We start from the raw sequence: 25,862 nt of genomic DNA, 5'->3' as shown, positions 1-25,862 counted from the left end.
AAAACCACTAACAAAATGAAAGCCCAGCCCTCAGGATGAGGCCACTTGGGTGTACAATAAGGATAAAATCAGATGCGTTTCACTTTAACTACGTTGGCCGTCTCGGTCGCGCTTGTCGCCGGATGCAGCAATCAAGGAATCCCCAGCATGACTCAATACTCCCAAACACAGATCGTTGCTCAACAAACTCAAGCTCCGGTTGCGAAAAAAGTCCCTCACGCGATGACTATTCATGGCGATACCCGCGTTGATAACTACTACTGGATGCGTGACGACGAACGTAAAGACCCTGAAATTTTACAGCACCTAGAGAAAGAAAATCAGTACGCAGAAACCGTTCTAAAGCACACTGAAACACTTCAAGATACGCTATTTGAAGAAATTAAAGGGCGCGTCGCAAAAGACGACAACTCAGTACCGGTTCGTAAAGGCAACTACTTCTACTCCAGTGAAGTGACCGGAGATAACGAGTACGAAGTCCATTTGCGAGCTAAAGACTTTGCAGGCAAAGACAAACAAATCATTTTAGATGTCAATGAACTAGCAAAAGAACATGAATTTTTCAGTATCGGCGGCCTATACGTTAGTCCGAATGAAAACTTATTGGCGTATGGCGAAGACACATTAAGCCGCCGCGTGTACACCCTTAAGATCAAAGACCTGACAACAGGCAATTACCTACAAGATGAAATCGAAGGGGCCTCAAGCGCTGTCGCATGGCAGAACGATAACAACGCCTTTTACTACATCAAAAAAGATCCTCAGACCTTATTGGGCTACCAAGTTTATCGTCATGTATTGGGCACACCACAAAGCAACGATGAGCTGATTTTTGAGGAAACCGACAGCGCCTATTACACCTCACTAAGCAAAAGCAAAGATGGCGAAGATATTTATATCTGGCATTCGAGTACAGAAACCAGTGGGGTCTCTATCATTGATGCGAACAACCCTAAAGCAAAGGCGAAACCGTTCTATCCTCGCGAAGATGGCATTGAATACAGTATTTCTAAGCTAGGCGATTGGTACTACATTTATACTAACTATCAAGCCGTCAACTTCCGTTTGATGAAAGTTCATCAAAATGACATGCATGACCGCTCTAAATGGCAAGATGTGATTGCCGCAGACGACAATACTCAACTTGTCGACTTCGAGTTATTCGATGATCACATCGTCTATGAGCAGCGCTCTAACGGCCTAGCAAGCGTCACTGTACGTCAGCTTTCAACAGGAAAAGAATTCCCCCTCACATTTAATGACGATGCGTTTGCTGCCTATTTGACAGGTAACCTAGAGCTGGATAACGAGAAAGTTCGTATTTATTACAGCAGTTTAACCACTCCAGGAACCTACTACGATTTCGATCTAAAAACGGGCGGGTCAGAAATCATGAAGCAAACACCTGTACTTGGTGATTTTAATCCTGACAATTACCAATCAGAACGCATCATGGTCACAGCCCGTGACGGTAAAGAAGTACCCGTTTCTTTGGTGTATCGTAAAGACTTATTTAAGAAAGATGGTACGAATCCACTCTACCAATATGGTTATGGATCTTATGGCGCAACCATTGAGCCAACTTTCCGCTCGACACGTTTGAGTCTATTGGATCGCGGCTTTGTTTACGCCATTGCTCATATTCGTGGATCTGAAATGCTTGGCCGCCCTTGGTATGAAGACGGTAAAAAACTAACCAAGCAAAACACATTCAACGACTTTATTGATGTGACTAAAGGTTTGGTTGAACAAGGCTATGGCGCGAAAGATAAAGTCTTCGCTGTTGGTGGCTCTGCAGGAGGCCTCTTAATGGGGGCTATCATCAACCAAGCACCAGAACTGTATCGCGGTATCGGCGCTCATGTTCCGTTTGTGGACGTGGTAACCACTATGCTCGATGAATCAATTCCATTGACCACCAACGAGTATGATGAATGGGGTAACCCAAATAACAAAACATACTATGACTATATGTTGAGTTACTCGCCTTACGACAACATCAAGGCGCAAAACTACCCGAACATGTTGGTAACGACTGGCTTGCACGACTCTCAAGTACAGTACTTTGAACCAATGAAGTGGGTCGCCAAACTTCGTGAAATGAAGACAGACGATAACGTCTTGTTGTTCAAAACCGATATGGAAGCCGGACACGGCGGCGCATCTGGTCGATTTAAACGCTTAAAAGAAGATGCGCTAGAGTATGCCTTCTTCCTCGATTTACTCGATAAAAAATAAGCGTATTAATAGAACTGCATCTCTTCTAACAACAAAAATGCCCGCAAGTTGCGGGCATTTTTTATAGACGCACTCTCTAAACAAAGAGTGGGGTTACCTAAGCACAGAATGACTAGCGTCTCTTATAGCCAAAGGATAGCAGAAAGAAAAACGCCTACTCACAACGAGTAGGCGTTAACACAATAAATGTGTTTAGGCAGTAGAAACTGGCCTATTTACTAGAAGTAGTAACGAGCACCTAGAGTCCAGTAGTCGTTCTCTTCATTGTTGTAGTCGTTACCTAGATCAAACTGGTAAGCTGCAAACGTTACGAAAGCAGGAGTTACAGCGTACTCTGCTTGTAGCGCAGTTTCGCTTGAAACTGTCTTATTGTCTTCTTCGTCTTCTACGCCTTCGTAGTTAACGCTGAATGTCCAATCGTTTACGCCGTATGCCAAAAGAGCTTCAAGTTGAGAAGTGTCTTTACGCATTTGGTAGAAGTACTCGTTCATACCGTATACTACTGCTGCGTATAGACCTGAACCGTACTGACCGTAGTTTACAGAGAATAGGTGTGATTCAGCGTTCTTAGTACCTAGAGTCGCGTTTTTAACATCACCACCGCTGTATACGTAGCCTAGACCAAAGCCAGCTACAGAACCGCTCAATGCAACTTGACCACGTTGCTCGTATGTTGTTGCATCTGAAGTTTGCTCACCTTGCCAACCTAGACCTAGGTTGAAAGCAAAACCTTCACCAAATTCAAAACCTTTACGGTAGCTAAGCATTTTATCAGCACGAGCTGAGCCTAGGTTGCCGTGGTTGTCGTACAAAAAGTCGTTCGCAAACGCGATTGGTAGATCCGCAACGCCAGCGACATCGTAGTAAGGTGACCATTGAGTACCTGCTACTAAACGGCCAAACTGCTCATGAGTAGCACCGATGTAACCTAGACGAGTTTTGAACGATTGCTCGCCACCGTTTAGGTAGTTAAGCGCCCATTCACCTTTAGCGTCGATAGTAATACCGTTGCCAATGTCTTTCTTACCCGCAACGTTAATACGTGGAGACACTTGGTGAACTTTTACATCTTCTTCGAAATACTCACCCACGCCAACTGAAACGTGACCGCCGATCGATAAAGATGTACCATCGCTGTTGTAAACTTCTGCTGCGAAGGCCTGTGAACCACATGCTAGTGCCGCCACTGCAACGGCTAGAGTTTTCATTTTCATTGTTAACATCCGTATAGTTGTTTGTACCGGTTCGCTTAGAAACAGATTAAATCCGAATCAATCGCAACGAACACATAACAAAGTAGTAATGAAATAGAAATGAAACAAACACTTTCTTATGCAACCAGTGGTATTAATGCTCACATTTTGAACTGAGTCACAAAAAAATAGGGAACTTTTCATTCCCCATCATAAAATCTGTGGCTTTTTACGTGTCACATCTCCCAACGTGCGAGTGGCTTCTCAGTTTTGATACCCTTACTGCCCCAGCGGTCAATAACATCAATTTGCAGTATGCGGCTCGGTTTAATAAGCGATGTCAAGGTTTTCGACGGTCGTTTATCCGTCACTAACCATAGCGTTTTATCTTGTTCAAACTGAGCTTTTAAAGATAATTTGTCTTCTTCTGTCCACTCGAGTTCCGGCTTAAATTCGCGCCCAACCACAAACAATTGGTTGCCAGAGGCAAAGTCCTCTAATGACTCACTCATCAGTACCACTGAATCGATGCCTTTATCGAAGATCTCTGCCTGTTGTTGGTTGATCAGTTCACGCACATTGAGCATAAGAGCCTGTTGATTCGTTTGAATCGCCTTTTGGTGTTCAGGATATACACGTTGTAGATCCTCTCCAACAATGCCCGCCATTCGGATTAAGTTTGTAGGGTTCAGCCATGCGTACTTCGATGTTGACCCGTTTTCCAATGTCAGTACTGCAACTCCTTGAGCTCTAGGAGAAATGGCCTGCGATGCATCGATTTCAATCAAGTGAATGTTGCCCTGTCGAGCGTAAACATAAGTCGGGTCTTGTTTCCAAATCGCACCAAGAGTAACAGCAACCGTCGCGGCTTGACCCGCTTGCTTAACTTGCTCTGTACCTTTATTTGCGAACCAGTTCTCAAGACGCTCAACGCCGTAACGCTTTGGAGGCAGATACTGAGTCTCTATCCCTGTACCTTTCATGAGTTGCTCAGACAACATGTACGTGACGGGAGTGCTGGTTAAAATGTCTTTGGCGCTTGCCAACGATGGAAGTGTCGTCGCTATAACCAAACCAAAAGTTATCGCTAATTTTTTTATCTTCATGTTCATTACTTTATAAAAAGGGTTACGCTTTTTGGATAATTCGGTAAACCGTTGCTGTTAGGAAAAATGCCGCAGAAACAATGATGATGGATGCGCCTGATGGCACTGGTAGCTCAAGCTCCATCGGCAGTATGGTTCCTACTAAACACGCAATGGTTGCCAATAAAGAAGAAAGGAGAACAAAACTGCCCATGCGTTTAGTCAATAACCGAGCCGTTGCACCAGGAATCAGTAGCAATGCACCAACCAATACAGCGCCAATAATCTTTACCGCGGCGATGGTGACCAAGGTGATCATCATGACAAATAAGTAATCATAAAAGCTGGTATTAAAGCCGCGTACACGTGCAATATCCGGGCTAATACAAGTCAGCAAAATGCGGTTAAACGTTGGAATAAGAAGCAGTAATATGATCAAACAACTGATCGCTAAAATAAGGATATCGTTGTCCGTCACAGTCAAGATCGAGCCAAACAACACGTTCTCCAACATGTGAATGTTGATCTTGCGAGCAACGTACATTAACAGCGCAGCACCAACCGCTAACGCTAGTGCAAGAAAAACCCCAACCAGTGTGTCGTAAGGTACATTCGTACGATTACGAACAAAGTGAAGCAACAGCGCAAAAATCATACAAAAGCTAAACAATCCGATGATCGGATTCTCTGGCGGCTCACCGAGCAACACACCAATCGCGATTCCGGTAAGCGCAGCATGCCCAACCGCTTCAGAGAAAAAAGCCAGTCGCTTGGCGATGACTAATGTACCAAGACCACCAAGTAATGGCCCTAATATCAGCGCTGCCACAATTGCGTTCACCATGAAAGCATAAGAAAAGCTATCGCTTAACCATCCAGCTTCAACGCCGCTAACCGCTAACTCTCGCAACCAATCCATTATGCAGCCTCCACTTTTGCTGTGTAGTGCTTAAATAATGTTTCTATACGATCAGGGCTTAGCACATCTGAATGGTGACCTGACGCCACAATTTGACGATTTACGACATGGACCTGCGCATCTAAACGGCGCACTGCGGTCACGTCATGATGTACTGCCAGCACCGTTTTGCCTTCTCCAACGACTTCATGAATCAAACCTTCAAGATATCGAACACCTTGCTCATCCATGCCAGTTGTAGGTTCGTCTAAAACCAATAAATTGGGCTCATCCAGTAAAGCTTGCGCAAACAAAACACGCTGTTGCTCACCGCCAGAGAGTTGCCCCATACGACGGTCGCTACGCGTTGCCATACCCACGCGATCCAGCTGGGCCAGGGCATGTTGAGTTTGTTTCGTTTTACGTCGCCAAAATAGAGGGATACGAGTTTGGTTAAGCAGTACAAAATCCATCACGGTTAACGGGAGGCTTGCTTCAAACATCGCTTTTTGTGGCACATACCCTATCTTCCCCGATGCAGCTGATGGTTCTGGCCAATTGAGCGCTATGTTTCCCGAAAATGGCGTGAGTCCAAGTACCGAACGAAGCAAAGAGGTTTTACCACCGCCGTTCGGTCCCATAATCACGTGACATTTCGCGTTCTCGAATTCGGCGCTGATGTTCTGCAAAATGATATTGTCGGCGTATTTTAGGCCCACGTTACTTAAGGAAACGGAAGGTCCAGTCATTACGCCTTTTCCCCTGCTCGCTTACTCGCCACAAATTTCATGGCTTCGATTAGTGTTTCCACATTATCTCGCATCTCAACCTCGACTTTATCAGCCTCATACTCACCGTGAGTCATGTGAGAAAAGCGATAAAGCTGCACCCCAGTCGCCTCTTCGATGGTATCAACAAAGCGATTCGGCATATTGAGCTCATAAAACAGAACATCAATGCCCGATTCACGAATTTTCTCTATCGTTTCCTGTAGCTGACTTGCACTTGGTTCAACGCCATGAGCAGGCTCAATGACAGCGGCAACGTCAACACCAAACTCCTGAAGGATATATCCGTAAGCATTGTGGGTTGTCGCCACCTTCATACCAGCCGTGTCCAACTCACCAAGAGACAACATTGCATCACGCTTCATCAGGCGAAATGTTTTCGCGTATTTACGAGCATTTTGGCGATAGAACGTAGCATTGTCTGGGTCCAATTGGCTTAGCTCACTCGCGATGGTGTAAACCTTTTGAATGGTTGTTGATAGACCGACAAAGGTGTGAGGGTTCACTGCTCCTTGACCAACAGACTGCCCCATAGCGGGCAATAAAGGCACTTCTTTGTTCGCTTCGATAACCACGAGATCATCACGCTGAGAAGCCTTGATCACTTTCAGTGCAAAATCGTCATGACCAATACCATTGATCACTATTACGTCCATTTCATTTAAGCGCTTAAGATCATTAGGTTGTGGCAAATAGTTGTGAGGATTAAAACCAGCATCAACCAAAGGAATGATGTCCGCCTTCTCACCAACAACGGCTTTAACATAGCTGTAATAAGGTTGTAGCGTAATACCAATACTGAGTTTTTCGGCAGCAAAGCCAGTAGAAGACACCGTCAATAACGCGGTGGCTGTAAGAATACGACGTAAAAGAGAGCGTTTGATCATAGTACTTATCAATTATGTTGTCTTAATGGGCGTGAGAGTGAGAGGAAGAGCCTGACACAACGATTTGTTTCCAACCGAAATCGTGGCGTTTTGCTAGCTCGCTTAGTCCCTCCACATTTAACGAACGGCTAGAATCATTAAACCAAATATCAGCTTGAGAACTGCGGCTATCCAACAGCATGGAAGCAGAGCCTTGGGCACTGGTCTTCACGCCAATGTAGACACCGTCATCAATTCGTTGCCACTGATGAGAACCTTTACGCTTCCAATTTTGGTCTTTCACGAAAGGAGCAATCCAAAGCGCCTCCATATCAGAGATCTCAGGCCAAGTTCCGGTATCTAACTGCAAATCACGAATCTCTTCATGAGCGAGCTTAAGTTCAGCGATCAACCTCAACTCATTTTGATGTAAATCCGTGATTAACACTTGATGAGACTGCATGTCTGGCTTTTCAGTCGCGACCTGATGGTAGGGCATAAGTATGGCTGCTGAACTGAGAATTGCTGCGATTGTCAGTGCGACCCACTTTCCTTCTCGGTTACCATCATCAGGGCGAACTTTCTGTACACTCATTTCTCTTTCAGCTCAACGATATCCACTTCCACCGGGCTTTCATGTCCGGCATCAAATACCAAATAGAAATCTGTTTCAGGGTGAGTAAATTCTGCGATGGAACGCTTATCTGTTTTTTCTTTGGCGATCAGATTGTCGTCGTAATCGTACATTTCGACATCGTAGTCGACCGCTGTGGATCCATCCGAGTAGCCCGCTTCACAAATCACTTTATCTTGCGCCAAGTGACAGCTCATCAGAGGAAAATGTGCAGCAGCGTGAAAGGACGCAAATCCAGAAAAAAGCAAAACCGCTTTTAGAAGAGAAGTGTTATTCATGATAATTCCAAAATGGCCCAGCAATTGCTGAGCCTAATTCGATTAGTTAAGTTGAGTTTCAAACGTTAGGTGAACATTGGCACTCGCTTTATCCGCCAATGGATTATCTTTCAATTCACCTTTGTAGTTCGCTTTCATTAAGTAGCGCCCGGCGACTTCTGGCGTGAAAATCACTTTGCCATCTTTATCGCTCACCACATCGATTTGTTCTTGATGGTTTCGGTACATGGTCCCTTCACGTGTAATCTCAGCAGTAACGCCCTCTTGTGGCTCTCCGTTAAAGAAAAACTGGAAAGTCACAGGCTCACCTTCAATGATGTCCGATGGATGCGTGATCGGTTTCATCTCTAGCATTTTGCCTTCAATCTCCAACGCTTTGTCCGTTGGCATACCAACCGTAATGTAGCTTTCTGCTCGGGTGTAACTTAGTTGAGTAACCACATCACGCGCTTGCTCGGGAAGCACATCACCACGCTCAGCTTTGCTTGCTCGCGCCCATTTCACCGTATCACGACGGCCCGCTTTGTATTGTGTGTAGTAGCTCGGCTGATTATTAATCGCAACTTTGTGCGTGCCTTCTTCTGTAAAAAAGAAATCAAACATAGAGCGACGCTTGCCACGAACAACAAAGTTAGGACGCTCAGAGCGGCCATCCGGCATCACCACAAACGCCTGGTCACTACCCGCAGGCTTATCAAAAACAAACGTTCCGTGAGAGGCAGTAACATCAAATGTCAGCCAGTCACCGCCTTCTTTAGAAACCGTAAAGTGAGAGGGCAGAACCCAACGTGGATGTGCTTGTGCGGTGGTGGTTACAGCCAATCCCATTGCCATTACACTCGCCAATGCCACTGCTTTCATTTTGGTTTTCATTGTTGTGTCCTTTAATCACTTAACTTGATAATTGACGGTGATGACACCCGTCTCTTGTGTTGGTTTAAGCTCATAGCGCACGTCACTGTCCGCTAGCGTTATTTTTTGACGTAAGTAGTTTCGCCCACCGTGTTCACGAACGACTTCGACGTACAACGTGTAATTTCCTTGTTCCAAACGCTCCCCTGAGTCATTGGTTCCATCCCAGACAAAGCGGTATTGACCAGCAGGACGTGTTGCAGAAGTCACCGCATCAACAAGTTCACGATCATAACGACCCGCTTTTCTCCACCAGCTGCGTAGATCTTTTAACCATTCGTCTTTCCCTACCCATAACTGAATGGTTTTAACCGGTTTACGCTGATCGTTTTCAACCCAAACCGCCACATAAGGGCGTGCATACATTGAGGTATCTATCTTTGGAAGTTCGAGTTCGAAGTCGACCTTCGCGTTATCTGGTAGAGGCGCCGCGGAAAGAGAGAAAGGAGTAAAAGCCGCGATCAAAGCGGCTTTACAAAAGTGATTACGGCGGAAAAATCTTCCTGTGTTCAACATAAGTGTTCTCTAAAAAAGCTGTTATGGAACAGCAACAAAATAAATTACGAGCGACAGTAACGTACCAAAGCTCATCCATTGCATTGACGTTCTGAGCGTCTTCTTCTTAGGCAGTAACAAGCACACGCCTGTAAGAACAAAAAACACCATCAAAAGCGCAGTGACGTCGATAAACCACTTCCAAATCCCACCACTGTTGCGTCCTTTATGTAGATCGTTCAGCAGCGCAACAATACCGTAGTGCGTCGTTTCGACGTCTGCTGCACCAGTAGTCATATCAATAAAGACCGTAGCGTTATAACCCGGGCCTTTAAAATCCATAGAAAGCTCTCCGAGTAACAACTCACCTTGCTCAACTTCGGTATACACATCTAGTGCGGAGGGAGTGCCGCGAAGCTCGGTTTCTTTAGTCAAGAAAGCTACCAGTTCTTCACGATTAGGTTGAAAGGTATCTGAATGTGAGAATAGAACTGAGTGCGGAACCGTCAGAGTATGTTGTTGAATGATAGGTTCACTGCGTTCAAACAATTCGGGGCGATTGAGGGTAATACCAGTTACTGCAAAAAACAGCGTAACTAAGAGAAGAGCCATCGAAATATAGATATGTAGGCGGCGAGCCCAAGTTTGAACACCTTTGCTTTTAAGCAACATAGAAACAATCATCACCAATAAATGTGGGGCATAATTTAGGTGATAATCATTCGTATTGGCATTTAATTTACATTGTTTACTTTTTCAATTCAGCTTGGCTTGCACATGTTTTAGCTATTTGGCCCAATGCGAGTTACCGATTGCCTACCCTCTAGATAATAACCCTATCAATTTTAATGACTCAAAATTTAATGATATTTCCAATACTAAAAAGTGGGATAGACTCCACCAAAATGCGCCTTTATGTATATTTAATGAAAAGCTTAAAAGCTATCCATAAACTAGATAAAAAAGGTAAGCTAAGAAGTTAGTGTAGGGTTAGATAGAGAAGATTTTCTGATGCTAGCCAAACGTTATGGTGTAGTTCAGAAGGAAAAATATGAACAAGAATGTTGGAATAATTCTCTTATCACTTTTCTCAAGTGTCACTTTCGCAAGTGAAAAGTTTGAAGCCAGTTTGTTTAACAACGTAAGCCAATCTATCGATAATTATGGTGCTAAGATAAAGCTGTGCGAATCTATGGCAGACCAGAATACACCTGACAAACAAACCCTAGAGTATTCAAAGAAGCATATAGAAGCATTAACTCCTGTTCTGCCGTTTTTAAGCGAGAAAGCTTTTGAGGCTTGTGTATTAAAAGAGAAGCAAGAGCTAGCATATTATCTATTAATAGCAAAAAATAACGCTTCAAGAACCTCAACATTAAAGCTTGTAGAATCGACTGAAAGCCTAACTTTTCATATCGAACCTACATCGAGAGAAAAGTTTGAAACACTGAGCAAGGTACATCAAGAATATATAGAGAAAAGCCCTTTTTTCTCCCGACCATTTGATGCATTAGCTTTTTATGAAAAGCTCATACAATAAATAGCCTTTATGACTTTAGACAAAAAATACCCGAGACTGAGCTCGGGTATTTAATAAAAATGTTCGCTATGAGTTCTGCGTCGATTCTACTTTGCGTAGCTGTGATAGATACTTAACCCAACTCTTTGCCTGATTCGATGGCTTAATCTCATTCGCTCTTTTGGCATTAGCGAGCGCATCGTCAAACCGCTTAAGTTTGTAGTAAGCGCGAGTTTTGATAAGTGCAACATCCGCTTTACGACCTCTGACCTTATCGAGCGCGGCAATGGCATCTTTATAATGGCCTTCTTGCACCAACAGTTGAGAATAGTTCCAGTAATACTGCCTATCTAGCTGAGCTGCAATACGCCAGCTATCAATAGACTCTTCCCACTCTTTTGCCATTTGCCAATACGTTGCTTGCTGAGCTTTTAGCTTACTATTCGAGTTTACATCCTCTAGCTCGTTCATCACCAACGCAGCTCTCTCAGGAATACCTCGTTTCGCGTACAATTGTGCCAGCAGCTTTAAGTCATCTTGGCTAAGTTGTAACCCTTTCAGTTTTGCCAACGCCAAAGAGTCTAGGGCACGTTTGTTGTCATCAACCCGTAGGTATAGAGCAACAAGCTGACGCCACCATTCAATTCGCTCAGGTTCAATCACGATTAAGCGTTTGATGGTCGAGATTGCCGGCTTCCACTTTTTCAGTTCTAGCTCAGCAGAAAGCTTTATCGACAATGCGCCAAGCTTGTCTGGCTGACCAAACTTCTCATAACGAGCCATTGCTGAAAGCACTTTTTGCCACTGACTCAGTTGATAATGAGATTGGGAAATACGCAGCCATAGTTCATGCGCTTTTTGACCTTTAGGAATGTTTTTGCTCAAGGCATAGTAATGAGGTAAAGCCTTAGAAAAACGTTGCTCGTTCAGCAGTATATCAGCCAACATTTTTCGGGTTTGCCATGCTTGCTCATCTTGTAGCAAACCACTATTGACTGCCAACTCAAGTTGCTTAATCGCCGCTTGAGTTTGCTCGTTCTGCCAGTAAAAAATACCCAACATTCGAGCGACATAAGCTTGGTCATATCCACGAGAAAGCTCCATAGCTTCAAGAGATGAAATCGCTTCTTTTAGTTTCTCCTCTTGAGCCAAGTTGTGTGCTCGTTGAACTCTCGCTGCGGTGTATTGGCTTAACTCACTGGCAATGGTTGAGAGTGCACTCAGGCTTAATACCGTACCGATTAAGAATTTTTTCATCATTTGGCTAACTTGAACTCCACTTTAGCGGTTTGTCCGAACTGCTCAATTGACACACCATCCTCAACTTTTGGCTGATACTTCCATTTTTTAAGCGCACGGATTGCTTCCCTTTCAAACATGCGCTCGGGCTCAGCCTCGATCACTTCAATATCTTTTGGTCGTCCAGTTGCATCGATCGTGAAACGCATAATGACATAACCTTCCACTCTACGTTTCAGCGCCTTACTTGGATAACGAGGATCAACACGATACAACGGCAGTGCTTGCTGGTTGCCCATTGTTCCCTTCAAGTTTGGGGCGCTAATCGCGATGCCTTCAAGGGCTGTGTTTAAACCTAAAGCACTGACTGGCGTCATCTGACTCATTGGTTCCATTTGAGTGTCAGCTTGAGACAGATCCATTGGCTCCGGCGCTTGAGGTGGTTCTGGTTGCTCCGGCACTGAACGTTGACGACGCTGCACGTCTGCTTCATTCTCTACCATCACCATATCAAAACGAACGGCTTCTGAAGCTTCTGGTGCACGCTGGTTGCCTTTATCAACCATCCACGCCATAAAGCTAAACAAGCTCACAGAAATTAACAGTGATGCTGGTAGTGCAAGTAACAGCCTGCCCATTAAGGTTTCTCCGCCGCCAATGCAATGTTCTTCACACCCGCCGCCTTTGCAGCGTCCATCACTTTCACGACAGTGCCATTGTAAGCATGCTCGTCAGCTTGGATAACTAACGAGGCATCAGGTTGATCAAGTAACAGGTGCTCAATAGAGGCCTCAACACGCTCAATATCAACCACTCGTTTGTCAATGTACACATCATTCGCTGCCGTTACTGCGATAAAAATGCCCGCGTCTTTTTGACTTACTACATTAGAAGCCTGGGGGCGATTCACTTCTACACCGGATTCACGTACAAACGAACTGGTCACAATGAAGAAGATCAACATGATGAAGACGATATCAAGCATCGAGGTTAAATCGACTTGAGCTTCATCTTGTTGGTTAGGTCTGCGTCCGAGTCTCACTTTTGACTCCTTAAAGATTGTTCTAACTGGATAGCTTTTCGTTCACACACTTTGCTAAGGCGAGCATGAATAAACATGCCCGCAAGCGCTGCTACCATACCCGCCATGGTTGGCAGCGTAGCAAGTGAGATACCAGAAGCCATCAATTTCGGATTGCTGCTGCCTTGCGATGCCATTACGTCAAACACCGTAATCATGCCTGTCACCGTCCCTAACAACCCTAGCATTGGGCAAACCGCCACAAGTAGCTTAATAGTCGATAGGTTTTGGCGCAGTTCGATTTGCGCTTTTGCAATCCATCCTTCACGGATTTGATGCGCGTACCAAGAGTGGTGCTCTGATCTTGCTTGCCACTGCTCACAAAGCTGTTTTTTTACCCCAGGGAAAACCGTTGTGAGATAAATAACTCGCTCCATAACCAACAGCCAGCACACCGCCACGACGGCGGCCAGCCACCATAGGATTTGACCACCTTGCTGCATAAAGCTCATCAAGGTTGTGGCCCAATCCTCACTGATCAAACCCAATGTGCTGAGTAGGATCTGCTCCATTACGCTGCGTTCTCCGCTAAGGTGTTAGAGTGACTTTTGTTACTCGGCATATCACGCTCAGCTTGTTCTGCAACTAAACCGATGCCTTGTTTTTCTAAGATACTGCGAATATTTTCTGCTTGAGAGCTCAATACGTTGTGCGCTAATAGCAAAGGCATGGCTGAAACAAGGCCAAGTACGGTAGTCACAAGTGCCATTGAAATACCACCCGCCATTACTTTCGGATCACCATTACCAAATTGAGTGATGACTTGGAAGGTTTCGATCATACCCGTTACCGTGCCTAGTAGGCCAAGCATAGGAGCTAGAGCAGCAAGAAGCTTAAGCATCGACAACCCTTTTTCTAGGTGGGTTTGCTCATCAACAACAGCTTCCAAAAGACGTAGTTCTAACGCTTCTACGCTGCGATGCTTGTCTTTCTGGTATACCGCAAGCACGCGACCCAAAGGGTTGTTTCCTGGCTGCGCTGGGGTTTTCAGTTGCTTCATGATTTTCTGGCGCGAAATCATCAGTGATGCACCACGTACGAGCGCAATCAATAGGCCGATAGCCAATAAGCCAAGGATGATTTTGCCGACAACGCCACCCGCATTTAGGCGATCAGCCAAAGTCGGTGAGTTTGCAAGCTGTTCAAGAAGAATGCCACGTGACGGATCAATGACAAGTGCATCAATGTCACCAGAGGAAATAGTATTCGCTGTTGGACCGTTCTCAGGCTGACGAAGATAGTTTACCGCGTCTCCGCGTTGACCATTCCACTTAACGTAGCCAGTCTCATCCAGCAGCGCCATAGAACCAAGACGAACACCATTAACCGTTTGTTCACGACCTTCGCCATTTAGCAGTGTGAAAGAGACGTTTGCCATTTCACCGCTTGCTTTGATTTGTTCTTCCATGCTGCGCCACATCGCCTGAAGTTGGGTCAACGTTGGCAGTGATTTAGCCGCAACAATAGCATCGATATCTTTCTGATATGAGTTTGCATCTACACCGGTTACTGAGCTTTTTAGCTCAGACTCTAGCTCTTTTGCGTTCTGGCGAACGACGCCAAATAACTCACCTAGGCTCCCGGTTTCTAGACGCAACTTTTCTTCTAGCTGTGCCAGTTCTGCTTCATTTTCACCGAAGGTAACACTTAATGAGTCCGCCTCTGCTTGAAGAGCAGCACGCTCTGCCACCAATTTATTCTTTATAGCCTGTAGGTCTTGCTCTGTTTGCTTAAAACCTGATTCACGCGCGACATTGTGCGATTGCTGTTGACGATTTTCTTGCTGCGCCTTTTGTAACAACGCATCACTAGCAAAAGTTGTATAAGGCATTAATGCGGCTGTCGAGATTAATGCAACCGATAACCATTTTTTCATCATTTATTTGCCCTCCGCAGCGGTTAACGACACTGGTAGAGTTAACATGCTCGGCGCGATCTGTTTATTCGCCATAGCGAACGCTTTGTCTAGCTCTGATTTTTGCTCAGAACCCACTTGTTGCCATGCTTGTTGTTGCTGTGACCAGCTCCAAAATGTGTCACCAGATAAGCTACGCGCTACCAAAGACAAACGCCCTAAATAGAGAATGTCCGCCTCCACAGCTTCATTGTCACCTAGGTTAATCTTGCCTTGGTAAACGCCAAGCTTGGTGCCGTAATCCATTTCAATTTGGTACGCTTCTAAAATACGACGAAACTTCTCTGCATCCGCAACGTCTGCACGCGTCATCATGGAATCCAGCTTTGCAATTCGCTCCTCACGTTGCGCTTTGCGTATAGGCTTGTCGTTAGCGACGAGCACTTTTAAGCCCTCAAGCATGTGATACATCAAAGGCACGACACCTTGACGAGTTTGAGCAATCTGCTCAATTTGCTCGTTCAAGCTATCAACTTCTTGATTTTGACTTTCAACAAGGCTTGCAAGATGATCGCGATAAATCTTCAAGTTACCGACTTCCTCTTGCAGCTGCTCAATTTCAGCTTCTAGAGTAAGTGATTTTTCTGCGCTTGCATCAATACGTTTTTGGCTTACCGCCGACGACTGGTTTGTTTTACTCTGCACAGCTTGTGCATCGTTTAAGTTCGCCGCGTGAGCGGGAATCAAAACCGATGATATCAACAGAGCGATACTTGATTTCATTAGATTCATACGAGTTATATTTCTGTGTTCCAAAAACGACCAAAGGGGAAGACTACCCTTCCCCTTTAATAATCAAATTGTTATCAGTACTTGAACTGGATTGTTGCCATGTAGTTGCGGCCTTCTCCAACCACAACCCCACTCGCACCTTTTTGCTCGCCATTCGTGCTACCACCACCTGCGAAGTAGTCGGTATCGAATAAATTCTCGACATTGAATCGAGCAATAATATCCAAGTTTTCATCGTACTTATGTTTGTATGACACGCCCATATCAACGCGAGCGTAGCCATCTTTCTTGAAGGTGTTCTTTGCATCACCGTAGCGATCACCTTCATAAATCAAACCAAGGTTTAAGTTAGTGTTGTCTTGAACCTTGTAGCTAGACCATAGACTTGCCGAGAACTCTGGCACGTCTACAGGGCGGTTACCTTCATATCTTTCTGCCTTCTTAAGCTCTGCATCCAAATACATTGCAGAAGCGGTTAACGACAACTCTGGGGTCACAAAACCTTGAGCCATTAACTCAGCGCCTTTGTGAACTTGCTCACCACCTTGCGTTTTCTTGTGTAGGAGATTGCCGCCCGCGTCTTTGCCGCTTTCAACATCCAGCGAGATGTTCTCTAACGTGATATCAAACACAGCACCAGATACAAATAAACGCTGATCAAACAGTTCCCACTTCGTACCGATTTCATAAGAAATACCACGCTCAGCGTCGAGTTTCTCACCTTCATTGATGTAGGTACGACTACCGTTGCTGACTTCACCTTGAGGCATGAAGCTTTCAGAATACTGAACGTAAACCGAGCCATTCGTCGATGGGTGGAATATCACACCTAACTTTGGAGAAACTTGGTTTTCGGTCAGTTCATCATCACGCTTTTCGTCATAACGAACACCTGCAAGCACTTGCCAGTAATCATTAATCGTCATCATATTTTGCGCGTAGATACCCCAAGTATCGTACTCAGCTGTTGGTGATTTCCTCGAACTACTATAGCTAGGCTTAGGCACCGTTTCTCCTGGCGCAATACTCGCCTCATTATGAAATGCCATAAAGCGATCATAACTGTAATCTAAGTAGTTAGCGCCCACTAACAACGTGTTTTCCGTACCGAACAAAGTAAAGTCCGTCGTCACATCTATATATGCAGTATCAAATACCCAATTATCGGAGCGATCGTTGCCTCGATGCTTAATCGTATTTAAATCTTCATACTGATCAAACTTAGGGTAAGACTCTACATCAAAACGCTTAAAGTCTTGGCGGTTGTAACCTGCTTTTACGTTCACGTTATCCGTGACTTGCGCATTAATATCGACACCGTAGTTTTCTACTTCGTTATCAATTTCAGACCACTGCGCATCCCAAATGTACTTATCACCGCGAACCGCTTTGCCATCAACAATGTATGCGCCAGAGTCCACGCTACCGTCGTCTTTCGTGCGATCGTAATGAGCCGATACCATAAAGTTGTCGGTGATATCGTACTCAACCACTAGGCCAGCTACCGTACGATCTGTTTTAGGCTCAGTGCCATCACCGTACCTGCGCCAAGAGCCGTAGCTTTCTTTGGCAAAAATTGCGCGCGCTCGCAGTGTCTCTGCATCATTTAGCGCGCCACTCACATCAAGCACAGTGCGTGAGTGATCATTCGAACCTAGATCTTGACTCAAACTTGCTTGTGTTTGAGTTGTTGGTTTTTTCGAAACCATGTTTACCAAACCACCCGGCTCAGATTTACCGTATAGCAGACCTGATGGACCTTTAAGCACTTCAACACGCTCTAAAAGCTCAATTGGCTGACGGTAGTGTGACCAGTGTTGACGACCATCACGAAGAAAACCGTCTGAACTGCTAAGTTCAAAACCACGTAGAGAGAAACGTTCGCGGTTACGGCTTGTGCCACCCGCGCTAACACTTGCATCGTTACGTAGCACTTCACCAAGTGTACTTGCACGCTGCTCATCAATTACCGTTTCATCGATAACCGCTACTTGTCCCGGCGTTTCCAGCTGCGTCATTTCCATGCGCATTGCTGTACTGTTTGTATCTGCCTTGTAGCCGAACTCTCGACCTTCTACAACTACATGTTCGTCTGTTTGAACTTCCGCCACTGCAGGTGTTGCTAACACTGCACCGATCACTAACGCCAAATGGCTCTTAGTAAACATATCCTTTCACTCCGATTATTATTTTTCGGGTCACATACTTGTTGAATGCGATTCCCTCTTAATTATTTCGCGGGTGAATATAAGTGATAAGTATTACCATTTGCATTAAATTTACATTCTTTGCATTTGCAAACTTTTGTAAAGTACTCTCTGATGATGCGCCATTATAATGTGACTTTAGTCACAAAAATTACGACTTAATCATACTTATTGCTTGAACACTAAAGTAACCCTCAGACCACCTTGCTCACGGTTTTTCGCCGTAACTGCTCCACCCATAATACGCATGGATTCTTTGACAATCGCAAGACCTAAACCGTAGCCACCAAGCTTTTTATCTCTAGAAGCATCTAAGCGTGTAAACGGATCAAAAATATCGACCAGCTTGTTCTCTGGAATACCAGGCCCATCATCAGATACTGACATGGTGGTGAACTGCTGCCCTTCTTTGACATAATTTTCCAGAGAAACTTCTATCTGAGCTGCTTGTCCTGAATATTTAATGGCATTACCAATAAGATTGTTCAAACAACGAATGACGAGCGTTTCTTCACAAAAAGCTTTAGCACATACAGCTTCTGAGCGGAAAGACAACGTCTGTTCTGACTTCAAATCTATTTTGCAACGCTCTACTTGCGGGGAGAGCAAAACTTCTAAATCACAGCGTTTCGTGGCTTTGTCGAAGCGCGCATTTTCCAAGCGACTGAACTCCAATATATCGCTGATCAAATGGTTCAGCTCTTTTGCTTCATCTTCTAGCCTTGTCACTAGGCTTTGCTCACTTTCTCCAACACGCTTTCGCAAAAGATGCAGAACCAAGTTCTGCCTCGCTAACGGCGTTCTCAATTCGTGAGAGACATCTCTTATAAGCAGTCGCTGCTTTTCAGCGAGAGAATGAATCTGTTGCGTCATGTGATCGAAATCTTGCGCTAACTCGTTAAACTCACGCGTGCTCGACTTCAGCTCTTTCACGACACTAACATTAAAATCGCCATTAGATAGCTTTTTGCTTGCTTCTCTCAATCGATCCAATGGTTGCTGTAAGTTACGTGCCATTAGCAGCGAAAAGAGCGCCAAAATAACCACTGCAATCACGACTTTGAGAATAGAGAAATACAGAATGAAGTCATTTGCAGGGTGCAGTCGATGTGGCAACTGAATCACTAAAGTATTGCCATGAACTAAAGGAATATTGATGATGGGGCGATTCACTTTCCCCTCAAGTTGATCATCGATGCTTCTCTTAAATTGAAGTTTGAACTCGAAGTGCGGATGCATCAGACGGTGCGTAACTGGTTGCTGATGTTCATTCAACACAAATAAATAAAAGTTTTGCGCATTTGCCCAGTCAGCAAGTTCGTCCATGTCTCCGTGCTCAATCAATACGTTAGCTTGATGTGCAAGGTCTAGCATTTCTTCTCGCACACTATCGGGCACTTTCAACATGGCTTTCACCAGAGCTTGTTCCGCTAAGGATTGCACGACCAAAATGCTAATGACAATTGCGGTCATGCAACTAAATAACTTGAACGCTAAGCTGTCTTTACGTTTTGCAATAAAAGGTGGACACCGGAGCTTCATTAACAGTTTACAGCCTCTAAATAACTGTAACCTTTGCCACGGAAGGTTTTGATATGTTGCTTGGAAAGCCCCGCTTCAACTAACTTGCGACGTATGTTACTGATGTGCATATCAAGGTTGCGATCAAAAGGACTCAGCTCTTTCTTTAACACTTCAGTTTGAAGCTCTGCTTTTGAAATCACGACTCCTTGGTTTTTTACCAAGTAGCTCAATAGTTCAGCTTCCGTACTTGTGAGGGGTAAGCTATTAAGCTGGTCACTGATCGTTTGAACGGTACTACACATCGTCTGACGTTGACGTTCCAAGCCAACACGACGAAGAATCGCTTTGATGCGCATTAGAAGCTCAGCGACATTAAAGGGCTTTCCGATATACTGATCGGCCCCCGCTTGGTAACCATCAAGCATCGAGTTTTCATCGTTGAGAGCGGTAAGCATTAGGATAGGTGTCGCGAAGCGCTGACAGATCCTACGAGCAACTTGCATACCGTTAAGGTTTGGTAACATGACATCAAGCAATACAAGATCTACAGGCGTTTTTTCCATATATTGCAGCGCACTTTCACCGCAATGTACAGAAGAGACGATGTAGCCCTCCTCTTGCAAAACCGCTTCTAACAGCTCACACAAAGGAACGTCATCATCGACTATCAAAACTCGTGACATTACCACTCACCATTCAAATAAAAATGGTTCGCATTTTATTACTCATTTACCAATTAAACAACTAACACTCTAATGCTTTAAGTCCACAGGACTCAGTCCAAGAAGCAGCAACGTGCCATTAGAGTTTAATGTTCACTTTTACTAAAGGTTCCTAACAATATGCACCTAGATATATCTTCATAGAAAAAACGAGTACAATCTGGCAACCGCAAAGCAAAAGATAAAGCGAATGGAAACGTTATTAATTGGTCACCGTGGCGTGGCAGGTTCATACCCTGAGAATACAAAAATAAGCATTCAGGCAGCCATTGACCTGGGGTTGAAGTGGGTGGAAGTGGATATACAGCCTACCAAAGATAATGTTTTAGTGGTTTGCCATGATCATACCGTCAATCGATGCAGCAATGGACAAGGGCGTGTTGATGAGCTCACCCTGGAAGACTTAAAAGCATTAGATTTCGGTAGTTGGTTTAGCACAGACTTTTCAGGCGAGAAGATCGTGACACTAGATGAACTGCTCACTTTAGCTACTGAGAATAAGCTTAACTTGAATATCGAAGTTAAAGTAGACAACCATCCAGCGGAAGAAGTGGCGCAGACTCTCGCCAATGCGTTAACAAAAAGTCCAATGCCGCAAGAGAATGTACTCCTATCGAGCTTTAGTCATGACGTCATTAGAGCGATGCACAAATACTGCAGTGGCTACCGATTGGGTGTGTTAAGTGAATTCTTTACGAGAAAAGATAAACGCCTTTTGGAAGAAGTTAGTGCCTATAGCTGCAACCTAAATATTAACTGGGTTCGTACTCGCCAGATAAACAAACTCCAACAAGCCGGTTACAAAGTGATGTGCTATACGGTGAACAATCCAAATAAACTGAAATACCTACCTCAATTAGACGGTATTTTTAGTGATCATCCACAGCGCTTTATGCCATAGCCTATAAGAGCCAGAACATTAAAGGGGACCTTTTATTACCACTCAATCTGAATTGGTGTCCCCATCTCGACAAGCTGGATAAATTCGTCCATCTCCTCGTTGGTAATCGCAATACACCCATTAGTCCAATCAAAACTTTGGATGTAAATCGGCAACTGACTCTCACCGTTTTTTAAGCCATGAATTTTGATGTTCCCTCCAGGGGACACACCTCGGCGCTTCGCTTCCAACGTATCAATCGCATCAGGGTAACTGATATGCACAGAACGATAAAAAGCAGAGTCCTCTATAACATAATCTAGAGTGTATTCGCCCTCTGGCGTGCGATTGTCTCCCTCTTCTTGTTTATGTCCTTGCGGGTTCGCTCCTAAAGCAATTCGGTATTCTTTTAGCACTGCTCCTTGTTCCATCAAATACATTCGACGCTTAGACTTGTCGACTTTAACAAGGTCAACAGCTGCGTGAGTGCCCGAAGCAAACACACAACACAAGAACATAGAGAACCATTTTACTGACATTGTCGTAACGCCTAAGCTAATAAAGTGAACAAGAGAAGAGCGATAATGCTAGTCAGTTAATGCTCGTAAAGCAAACAGTATCTAATGCGGAACCGTAAGATAGCACTCGCTGAAAGGCGTACTTCTTGTTGTTGTTTGATACAACAAAAGTCAAAGAGAAGATTTCTCTATTCATTGCGGCTAAGTTGCATTACTTTATAAGCATATTTATTTATAAAGTCCGCACTTTTTGAGAGGGAACCATGATTAACATTGCTTTTTTTAGTGCAAAATCCTACGACGAAGCCTCTTTTAATAAAATTAAAAATAACCGCGATTTTGAATTTCACTATCACGACTTCCGACTAACCGAAAAAACAGCCAAGATGGCGCACGGCAGTGATGTCGTATGTGCGTTTGTTAATGATGATCTTTCAGCTCCTGTCCTTAAACAGCTTTCTCTGGGCGGGACCAAGCTTATTGCTATGCGCTGCGCGGGATATGATAAAGTTGATCAACAAGCAGCCAAAGAACTAGGCTTACAAGTGGTTCGAGTTCCTGCTTACTCACCAGAAGCAGTGGCAGAGCACACGGTTGGTTTAATGATGTGCCTAAACCGCCGTCTTCACAAGGCCTACCAACGGACACGTGACGCCAACTTCTCGCTAGAAGGTCTTGTTGGCTTTAACTTTTTCGGAAAAACCGTTGGTGTTATTGGTACGGGTAAGATTGGTATCGCGACGATGCGTATCTTCAAAGGGCTTGGCATGGAGCTGCTTTGCTACGACCCCTACGAAAACCCATTAGCGCTAGAAATGGGAGCCCGTTACTGTTCGCTTGAAGAAATCTACGCTAATGCGGATGTTATCTCTCTCCATTGCCCAATGAGTGAAGAAAACTATCACTTACTGAACGAAAAAGCCTTCGCGCAAATGAAAGATGGCGTGATGATCATTAACACCAGTCGAGGCGAGTTGCTAGATTCACTAGCAGCGATAGAAGCGTTGAAACAAGGTAAGATTGGTGCGCTTGGCCTAGACGTGTATGACAATGAAAAAGACTTATTCTTCCAAGATAAATCTAACGATGTCATTGTAGATGATGTTTTCCGCCGTTTATCGGCTTGTCATAACGTGCTGTTTACTGGCCACCAAGCATTCTTGACTCACGAAGCACTTAATAATATTGCCTCTGTGACGCTTGATAACGTCGAAGCCTTTTTCTCTGGTAACGTATCGGGCAATGAACTGATTACTGGTAACGTATCGGGCAATGAACTGATTAACTAAAGCCAGACAATCGAGAAGTATAGTAGAGCGTGTGATCTCAGCTATGCTATACTTCTCGACTATTTAAAATTTGAGCCAAATTACCATGAGCATAAAAACTGATATTCAAAAGCTGCACAACCGTTTAGATACATGCCAACGTAAACTTGATGCGGCACGTTCTCGTGGTGATCACGAAATGATTACAAAGTTCACGGATGAAGTAGAACAGCTTACCAAAAAGCTTAACCAGTTAAAGCACAAGCAAAACTATGAGCTGAACAAAGAACGTAAAAGCTTACTTGATATGCCTTTCTCTCGTGAAATCACCAAAGCAGAACAAGCGGACATCGGCAAACTGAAAAAACGCGTACGCGGCTTAGTAATCGTTCACCCATTAACAAAAGTTGGTAAAGAACTTCGCCTTGATGTGATGACAGGCTTTGCGCCAAAAGAGTTTTAAAACTCGCATTAACATTTATGGAGCCTAAGCATTTGCTTGGGCTTTTTATTTTGTACTGCTTCATTAGATTTCATCGACATATCAATCCATAAGCTATTAAAAAGGCCAGCGACAAAAGCCACTGACCTATTTCGACCAATATCGTACGCATTACATCTCAACGTTACGACAGTTGCTGCAACTTGTGCTCCACAACAGGATCATTCGGAACCAACTGCTGAGCGACTTCCAAAAGCTGTACTGCATCTTTCGGGTTGTCATACTCATGCTTAAGTGCAATATCAACAAGTGGCTGAATATCGATTTGCGCTTGATGCTCCTTCACATGTTCTTTCTTTTCTTCAATTAGTACATTATGAGCGGTACTCAGTAAGTTTAAACGATGCTGTGAACTCGCATTCGCCTTGTTAAGGCACTGATAGTAATCTTCTTTTAAGCGCAGCGTTTTGGTCTGATGACGAAACTGCGCTATATCTATCTTCTGATAACGTATAAAGTCTACGGCCACTTGCTTATAAAAACCGAATTTATTCAAATACGTCGCGTGGGTACCATGTCCCATCCCAAAGACTCTCAAGTGAGTGAGCTCTGGGTAGCGTTTGGCGTGAAGGCGGTCGATTTCATTAGTTGGATCATAAATGATATAGCCTTTTGCATCGCCAAGGTCGAGGTCGTGATACTTTCCTTTCCAATCAAATTGTTGGGCTAGTTCAGTACTTGGCCTATCATCCCATGGCACCAAAACTTTGTTTTTTGTGCTGACCGGGTGAAACATCAATACTTGATCCAACTTTAATAGATTGGAAAAGGCACCAATAGCAAAACCACCGCGGCTAAGTCCATAGCCTAAACGACATTCAAAGGGCTCAAGTAAAGTCGACAGTTGCTCTAGAAAGAAAATTAAATTACGGCTACGAAACCAGTTACTTTTCCCAAGGTGCTGAAATGAAATAATATTTACTTTTTGTTTCTGGGCTAAGCGATAGCCCCAAGGCGCAAAGTCTGAGTGTAAGTCCTGTACTTGTAGATTCGTACCAGCAGGGGAAAAGGTAAACAACAACGGTTTATTGCGGTCGACAAACTCATACTTAACAAATACATCATCAAGTAAGTCCTCCCCGGACATCGGTAGCCTGGTTTGCTGTTCTTCACGAGAAAGAACCAGCCATTCATCCAACCAGTACAGTAACTTCATTAATCCTCCATCTAAATTGCGCCTAGCAATTGTGTTAAAAATCTAGTTTTTAGTGTGTGATCATCTCCCCCTGGTTACAGGGGACTCTGATATCAGTCCTCTTTTAAACAAAGCGTGAATTTGCTTATTAAATTGGTCAATATCTAAGGTTTGATGGCGAACAAACTCCTGCGCCACCAGATTAAAAAATTCTAATTTATCTAATTGTGTGGATTGAGTGCCGTGTCCCATACCGACGACTTTTAAATGGGTAAGCTCTGGATAACGTTCAGCATGAAGACAATCAATGCGATTGGATGGGTCATAAATAATATAACCTTTGGCATTGCCCAAATCTCGATCATGGTAGCCGCTTTCCCAAGCAAACTGCTGAGCAAGCTCAGTACTCAGCCGATCATCCCAAGGCACCAACGCTTTATTTTTTGTGCTAACAGGATAAAACAACAAAAGATGTTCTAGTTTCAGCAAGTTAGCAAACGCGCCAATTGCAAAGCCACCTCGACTTTGCCCATAACCCAAACGACATTTGAAGGGGTGAAGCAACTCAGATAGCTGCTCCAGAAAGAAAATCAAATTCCGACTACGGAACCAATTACTTTGTCCTAAATGTTGAAAGGCAATAATGTTTACTTGTTGTTGTATTCCGAGCTCGTAGCCCCAAGGAGAAAAATCCGGAGTTAAATCTTGTACCTGCACATCAGTACCGGAAGGAGAAAATGTAAACAACAATGGCTTGTTAAGATCGACGAGTTCATACTTCACAAACACATCATCAAGTAAATCGTAGCCAGAGATAGGTAAAGCCATCTCTTGTTCTTGTTGAGTAAGAGCTTGCCATTCATCTAACCAGTAAAGTAGCTTCATTTTTTCTCCAAGTGCATCCGCAGTATTTAGACTGGAACTCTATCAAAATGCGTTTAAGCATCCCACGTTGAGACTTAAGAAAGCTCTATTTGAAGCCCAAATGAGACGTATGGAAATGTCTTCGATTGAAGGTATTACTGCGTAAACTAAACCCAAAGTAGGTACGCAAAAACTTGGAGAAAGAGCTAGAGAAAAATCAATTAGAAGTTTCGATAACAGCGGTTAAAAAACAGCAGATACAAAAAAACCGCTGTAAGAACAGCGGTTTTTTTAAAAGTGGCGGAGAGATAGGGATTTGAACCCTAGATACGCTATTAACGTATGCCGGTTTTCAAGACCGGTGCTTTC

General features: G+C 44.2%; 27 protein-coding genes. 5 read left to right on the top strand and 22 right to left on the bottom strand.

Features of this window, described 5'->3' with window-relative positions:
- Positions 1–72 precede the first annotated feature (72 nt).
- Entirely contained in the window at positions 73–2,238 is a 2,166-nt protein-coding gene (locus MTF70_RS06710) for a S9 family peptidase (RefSeq protein ID WP_205461111.1), read from the top strand.
- Between the two features lie 218 nt (positions 2,239–2,456).
- Here the strand turns inward: MTF70_RS06710 and MTF70_RS06705 are convergent, their stop codons facing one another.
- From MTF70_RS06705 to MTF70_RS06660, 10 genes are all read right to left on the bottom strand, one after another.
- The gene (locus MTF70_RS06705; protein WP_017635534.1) at positions 2,457–3,452 is read right to left on the bottom strand and encodes a porin; all 996 of its coding nucleotides are present in this window, start codon (positions 3,450–3,452) and stop codon (positions 2,457–2,459) included.
- A gap of 215 nt (positions 3,453–3,667) precedes the next feature.
- The gene (locus MTF70_RS06700; RefSeq protein ID WP_053307119.1) at positions 3,668–4,537 is read right to left on the bottom strand and encodes a zinc ABC transporter substrate-binding protein; all 870 of its coding nucleotides are present in this window, start codon (positions 4,535–4,537) and stop codon (positions 3,668–3,670) included.
- Between the two features lie 22 nt (positions 4,538–4,559).
- Complete coding sequence (locus MTF70_RS06695; protein ID WP_005393560.1) at positions 4,560–5,435, bottom strand: metal ABC transporter permease; 876 nt, start codon at positions 5,433–5,435, stop codon at positions 4,560–4,562.
- Positions 5,435–6,163 carry a metal ABC transporter ATP-binding protein gene (locus tag MTF70_RS06690; protein WP_017635536.1) on the bottom strand — a complete coding sequence of 243 codons (729 nt, stop codon included), beginning with the start codon at positions 6,161–6,163 and terminating at the stop codon, positions 5,435–5,437. Before MTF70_RS06690 ends, MTF70_RS06695 begins: the two co-directional genes overlap by 1 nt.
- Positions 6,163–7,089: a zinc ABC transporter substrate-binding protein gene (locus MTF70_RS06685; RefSeq protein WP_130546497.1), complete on the bottom strand. Its 927-nt coding sequence runs from the start codon at positions 7,087–7,089 to the stop codon at positions 6,163–6,165. Before MTF70_RS06685 ends, MTF70_RS06690 begins: the two co-directional genes overlap by 1 nt.
- Positions 7,090–7,111: 22 nt before the next feature.
- Positions 7,112–7,663: a hypothetical protein gene (locus tag MTF70_RS06680; protein WP_248393886.1), complete on the bottom strand. Its 552-nt coding sequence runs from the start codon at positions 7,661–7,663 to the stop codon at positions 7,112–7,114.
- Positions 7,660–7,980, bottom strand: coding sequence for a hypothetical protein (locus MTF70_RS06675; protein ID WP_005374251.1), 321 nt, complete (start codon positions 7,978–7,980; stop codon positions 7,660–7,662). The genes MTF70_RS06680 and MTF70_RS06675 overlap by 4 nt, the downstream gene beginning before the upstream one ends.
- Before the next feature lie 42 nt (positions 7,981–8,022).
- Positions 8,023–8,853, bottom strand: coding sequence for a DUF4198 domain-containing protein (locus MTF70_RS06670; RefSeq protein ID WP_025768070.1), 831 nt, complete (start codon positions 8,851–8,853; stop codon positions 8,023–8,025).
- 15 nt (positions 8,854–8,868) lie between these two features.
- On the bottom strand, positions 8,869–9,408 hold the full coding sequence (locus MTF70_RS06665) for a DUF2271 domain-containing protein (protein WP_054576196.1): 540 nt from the start codon (positions 9,406–9,408) through the stop codon (positions 8,869–8,871).
- A 21-nt stretch (positions 9,409–9,429) separates the two neighbouring features.
- Positions 9,430–10,059, bottom strand: a complete 630-nt coding sequence (locus tag MTF70_RS06660) for a PepSY-associated TM helix domain-containing protein (RefSeq protein ID WP_021035904.1) — start codon at positions 10,057–10,059, stop codon at positions 9,430–9,432.
- A gap of 379 nt (positions 10,060–10,438) precedes the next feature.
- Here MTF70_RS06660 and MTF70_RS06655 point away from each other — a divergent pair, with 379 nt between their 5' ends.
- Positions 10,439–10,927 (top strand): hypothetical protein, encoded by a 489-nt coding sequence (locus MTF70_RS06655; RefSeq protein ID WP_042523421.1) that lies wholly within the window; start codon positions 10,439–10,441, stop codon positions 10,925–10,927.
- Between the two features lie 66 nt (positions 10,928–10,993).
- Here the strand turns inward: MTF70_RS06655 and MTF70_RS06650 are convergent, their stop codons facing one another.
- The 9 genes from MTF70_RS06650 to MTF70_RS06610 all read right to left on the bottom strand — a co-directional run bounded on the left by MTF70_RS06650 (position 10,994) and on the right by MTF70_RS06610 (position 20,287).
- Positions 10,994–12,166 (bottom strand): hypothetical protein, encoded by a 1,173-nt coding sequence (locus tag MTF70_RS06650; protein ID WP_017635539.1) that lies wholly within the window; start codon positions 12,164–12,166, stop codon positions 10,994–10,996.
- Positions 12,163–12,783 (bottom strand): energy transducer TonB, encoded by a 621-nt coding sequence (locus MTF70_RS06645; protein ID WP_005374256.1) that lies wholly within the window; start codon positions 12,781–12,783, stop codon positions 12,163–12,165. The genes MTF70_RS06650 and MTF70_RS06645 overlap by 4 nt, the downstream gene beginning before the upstream one ends.
- Positions 12,783–13,187, bottom strand: a complete 405-nt coding sequence (locus tag MTF70_RS06640) for a biopolymer transporter ExbD (RefSeq protein ID WP_005374257.1) — start codon at positions 13,185–13,187, stop codon at positions 12,783–12,785. Before MTF70_RS06640 ends, MTF70_RS06645 begins: the two co-directional genes overlap by 1 nt.
- Positions 13,184–13,738 (bottom strand): MotA/TolQ/ExbB proton channel family protein, encoded by a 555-nt coding sequence (locus tag MTF70_RS06635; protein ID WP_017635540.1) that lies wholly within the window; start codon positions 13,736–13,738, stop codon positions 13,184–13,186. The genes MTF70_RS06640 and MTF70_RS06635 overlap by 4 nt, the downstream gene beginning before the upstream one ends.
- Positions 13,738–15,105, bottom strand: a complete 1,368-nt coding sequence (locus MTF70_RS06630) for a MotA/TolQ/ExbB proton channel family protein (protein ID WP_025768072.1) — start codon at positions 15,103–15,105, stop codon at positions 13,738–13,740. Before MTF70_RS06630 ends, MTF70_RS06635 begins: the two co-directional genes overlap by 1 nt.
- Positions 15,106–15,873, bottom strand: coding sequence for a DUF3450 domain-containing protein (locus MTF70_RS06625; protein WP_005374260.1), 768 nt, complete (start codon positions 15,871–15,873; stop codon positions 15,106–15,108).
- 74 nt (positions 15,874–15,947) lie between these two features.
- A complete protein-coding gene (locus tag MTF70_RS06620) occupies positions 15,948–18,041 on the bottom strand; it encodes a TonB-dependent siderophore receptor (RefSeq protein WP_205461112.1) in 2,094 nt (697 codons plus the stop codon).
- A 207-nt stretch (positions 18,042–18,248) separates the two neighbouring features.
- Entirely contained in the window at positions 18,249–19,622 is a 1,374-nt protein-coding gene (locus tag MTF70_RS06615; RefSeq protein ID WP_025768074.1) for a sensor histidine kinase, read from the bottom strand.
- On the bottom strand, positions 19,622–20,287 hold the full coding sequence (locus tag MTF70_RS06610) for a response regulator transcription factor (protein WP_017635544.1): 666 nt from the start codon (positions 20,285–20,287) through the stop codon (positions 19,622–19,624). Before MTF70_RS06610 ends, MTF70_RS06615 begins: the two co-directional genes overlap by 1 nt.
- Before the next feature lie 229 nt (positions 20,288–20,516).
- Here MTF70_RS06610 and MTF70_RS06605 point away from each other — a divergent pair, with 229 nt between their 5' ends.
- Entirely contained in the window at positions 20,517–21,227 is a 711-nt protein-coding gene (locus MTF70_RS06605; RefSeq protein ID WP_017819703.1) for a glycerophosphodiester phosphodiesterase family protein, read from the top strand.
- A 35-nt stretch (positions 21,228–21,262) separates the two neighbouring features.
- Here MTF70_RS06605 and MTF70_RS06600 read toward each other — a convergent pair whose 3' ends face one another.
- Entirely contained in the window at positions 21,263–21,745 is a 483-nt protein-coding gene (locus MTF70_RS06600) for a L,D-transpeptidase family protein (RefSeq protein WP_005374271.1), read from the bottom strand.
- A 242-nt stretch (positions 21,746–21,987) separates the two neighbouring features.
- Between MTF70_RS06600 and MTF70_RS06595 the strand changes: the two genes are divergently transcribed.
- Both MTF70_RS06595 and MTF70_RS06590 read left to right on the top strand, forming a co-directional pair.
- Positions 21,988–23,013: a 2-hydroxyacid dehydrogenase gene (locus tag MTF70_RS06595; RefSeq protein WP_205461113.1), complete on the top strand. Its 1,026-nt coding sequence runs from the start codon at positions 21,988–21,990 to the stop codon at positions 23,011–23,013.
- An 85-nt stretch (positions 23,014–23,098) separates the two neighbouring features.
- Positions 23,099–23,455 carry a YibL family ribosome-associated protein gene (locus tag MTF70_RS06590; RefSeq protein ID WP_005374274.1) on the top strand — a complete coding sequence of 119 codons (357 nt, stop codon included), beginning with the start codon at positions 23,099–23,101 and terminating at the stop codon, positions 23,453–23,455.
- Between the two features lie 163 nt (positions 23,456–23,618).
- Here MTF70_RS06590 and MTF70_RS06585 read toward each other — a convergent pair whose 3' ends face one another.
- Together MTF70_RS06585 and MTF70_RS06580 are read right to left on the bottom strand one after the other, a co-directional pair.
- On the bottom strand, positions 23,619–24,650 hold the full coding sequence (locus tag MTF70_RS06585) for a cytosolic protein (RefSeq protein ID WP_205461114.1): 1,032 nt from the start codon (positions 24,648–24,650) through the stop codon (positions 23,619–23,621).
- A 60-nt stretch (positions 24,651–24,710) separates the two neighbouring features.
- Complete coding sequence (locus MTF70_RS06580) at positions 24,711–25,514, bottom strand: cytosolic protein (RefSeq protein ID WP_205461115.1); 804 nt, start codon at positions 25,512–25,514, stop codon at positions 24,711–24,713.
- Positions 25,515–25,862 lie beyond the last annotated feature (348 nt).

Source organism: Vibrio sp. 2CM40D (genome assembly GCF_023161825.1).
GTDB classification, from domain to species: Bacteria; Pseudomonadota; Gammaproteobacteria; order Enterobacterales; family Vibrionaceae; genus Vibrio; species Vibrio alginolyticus.
The sequence above is the reverse complement of the archived record's forward strand: the minus strand, read 5'-3'. Positions and strand labels throughout refer to the sequence as shown.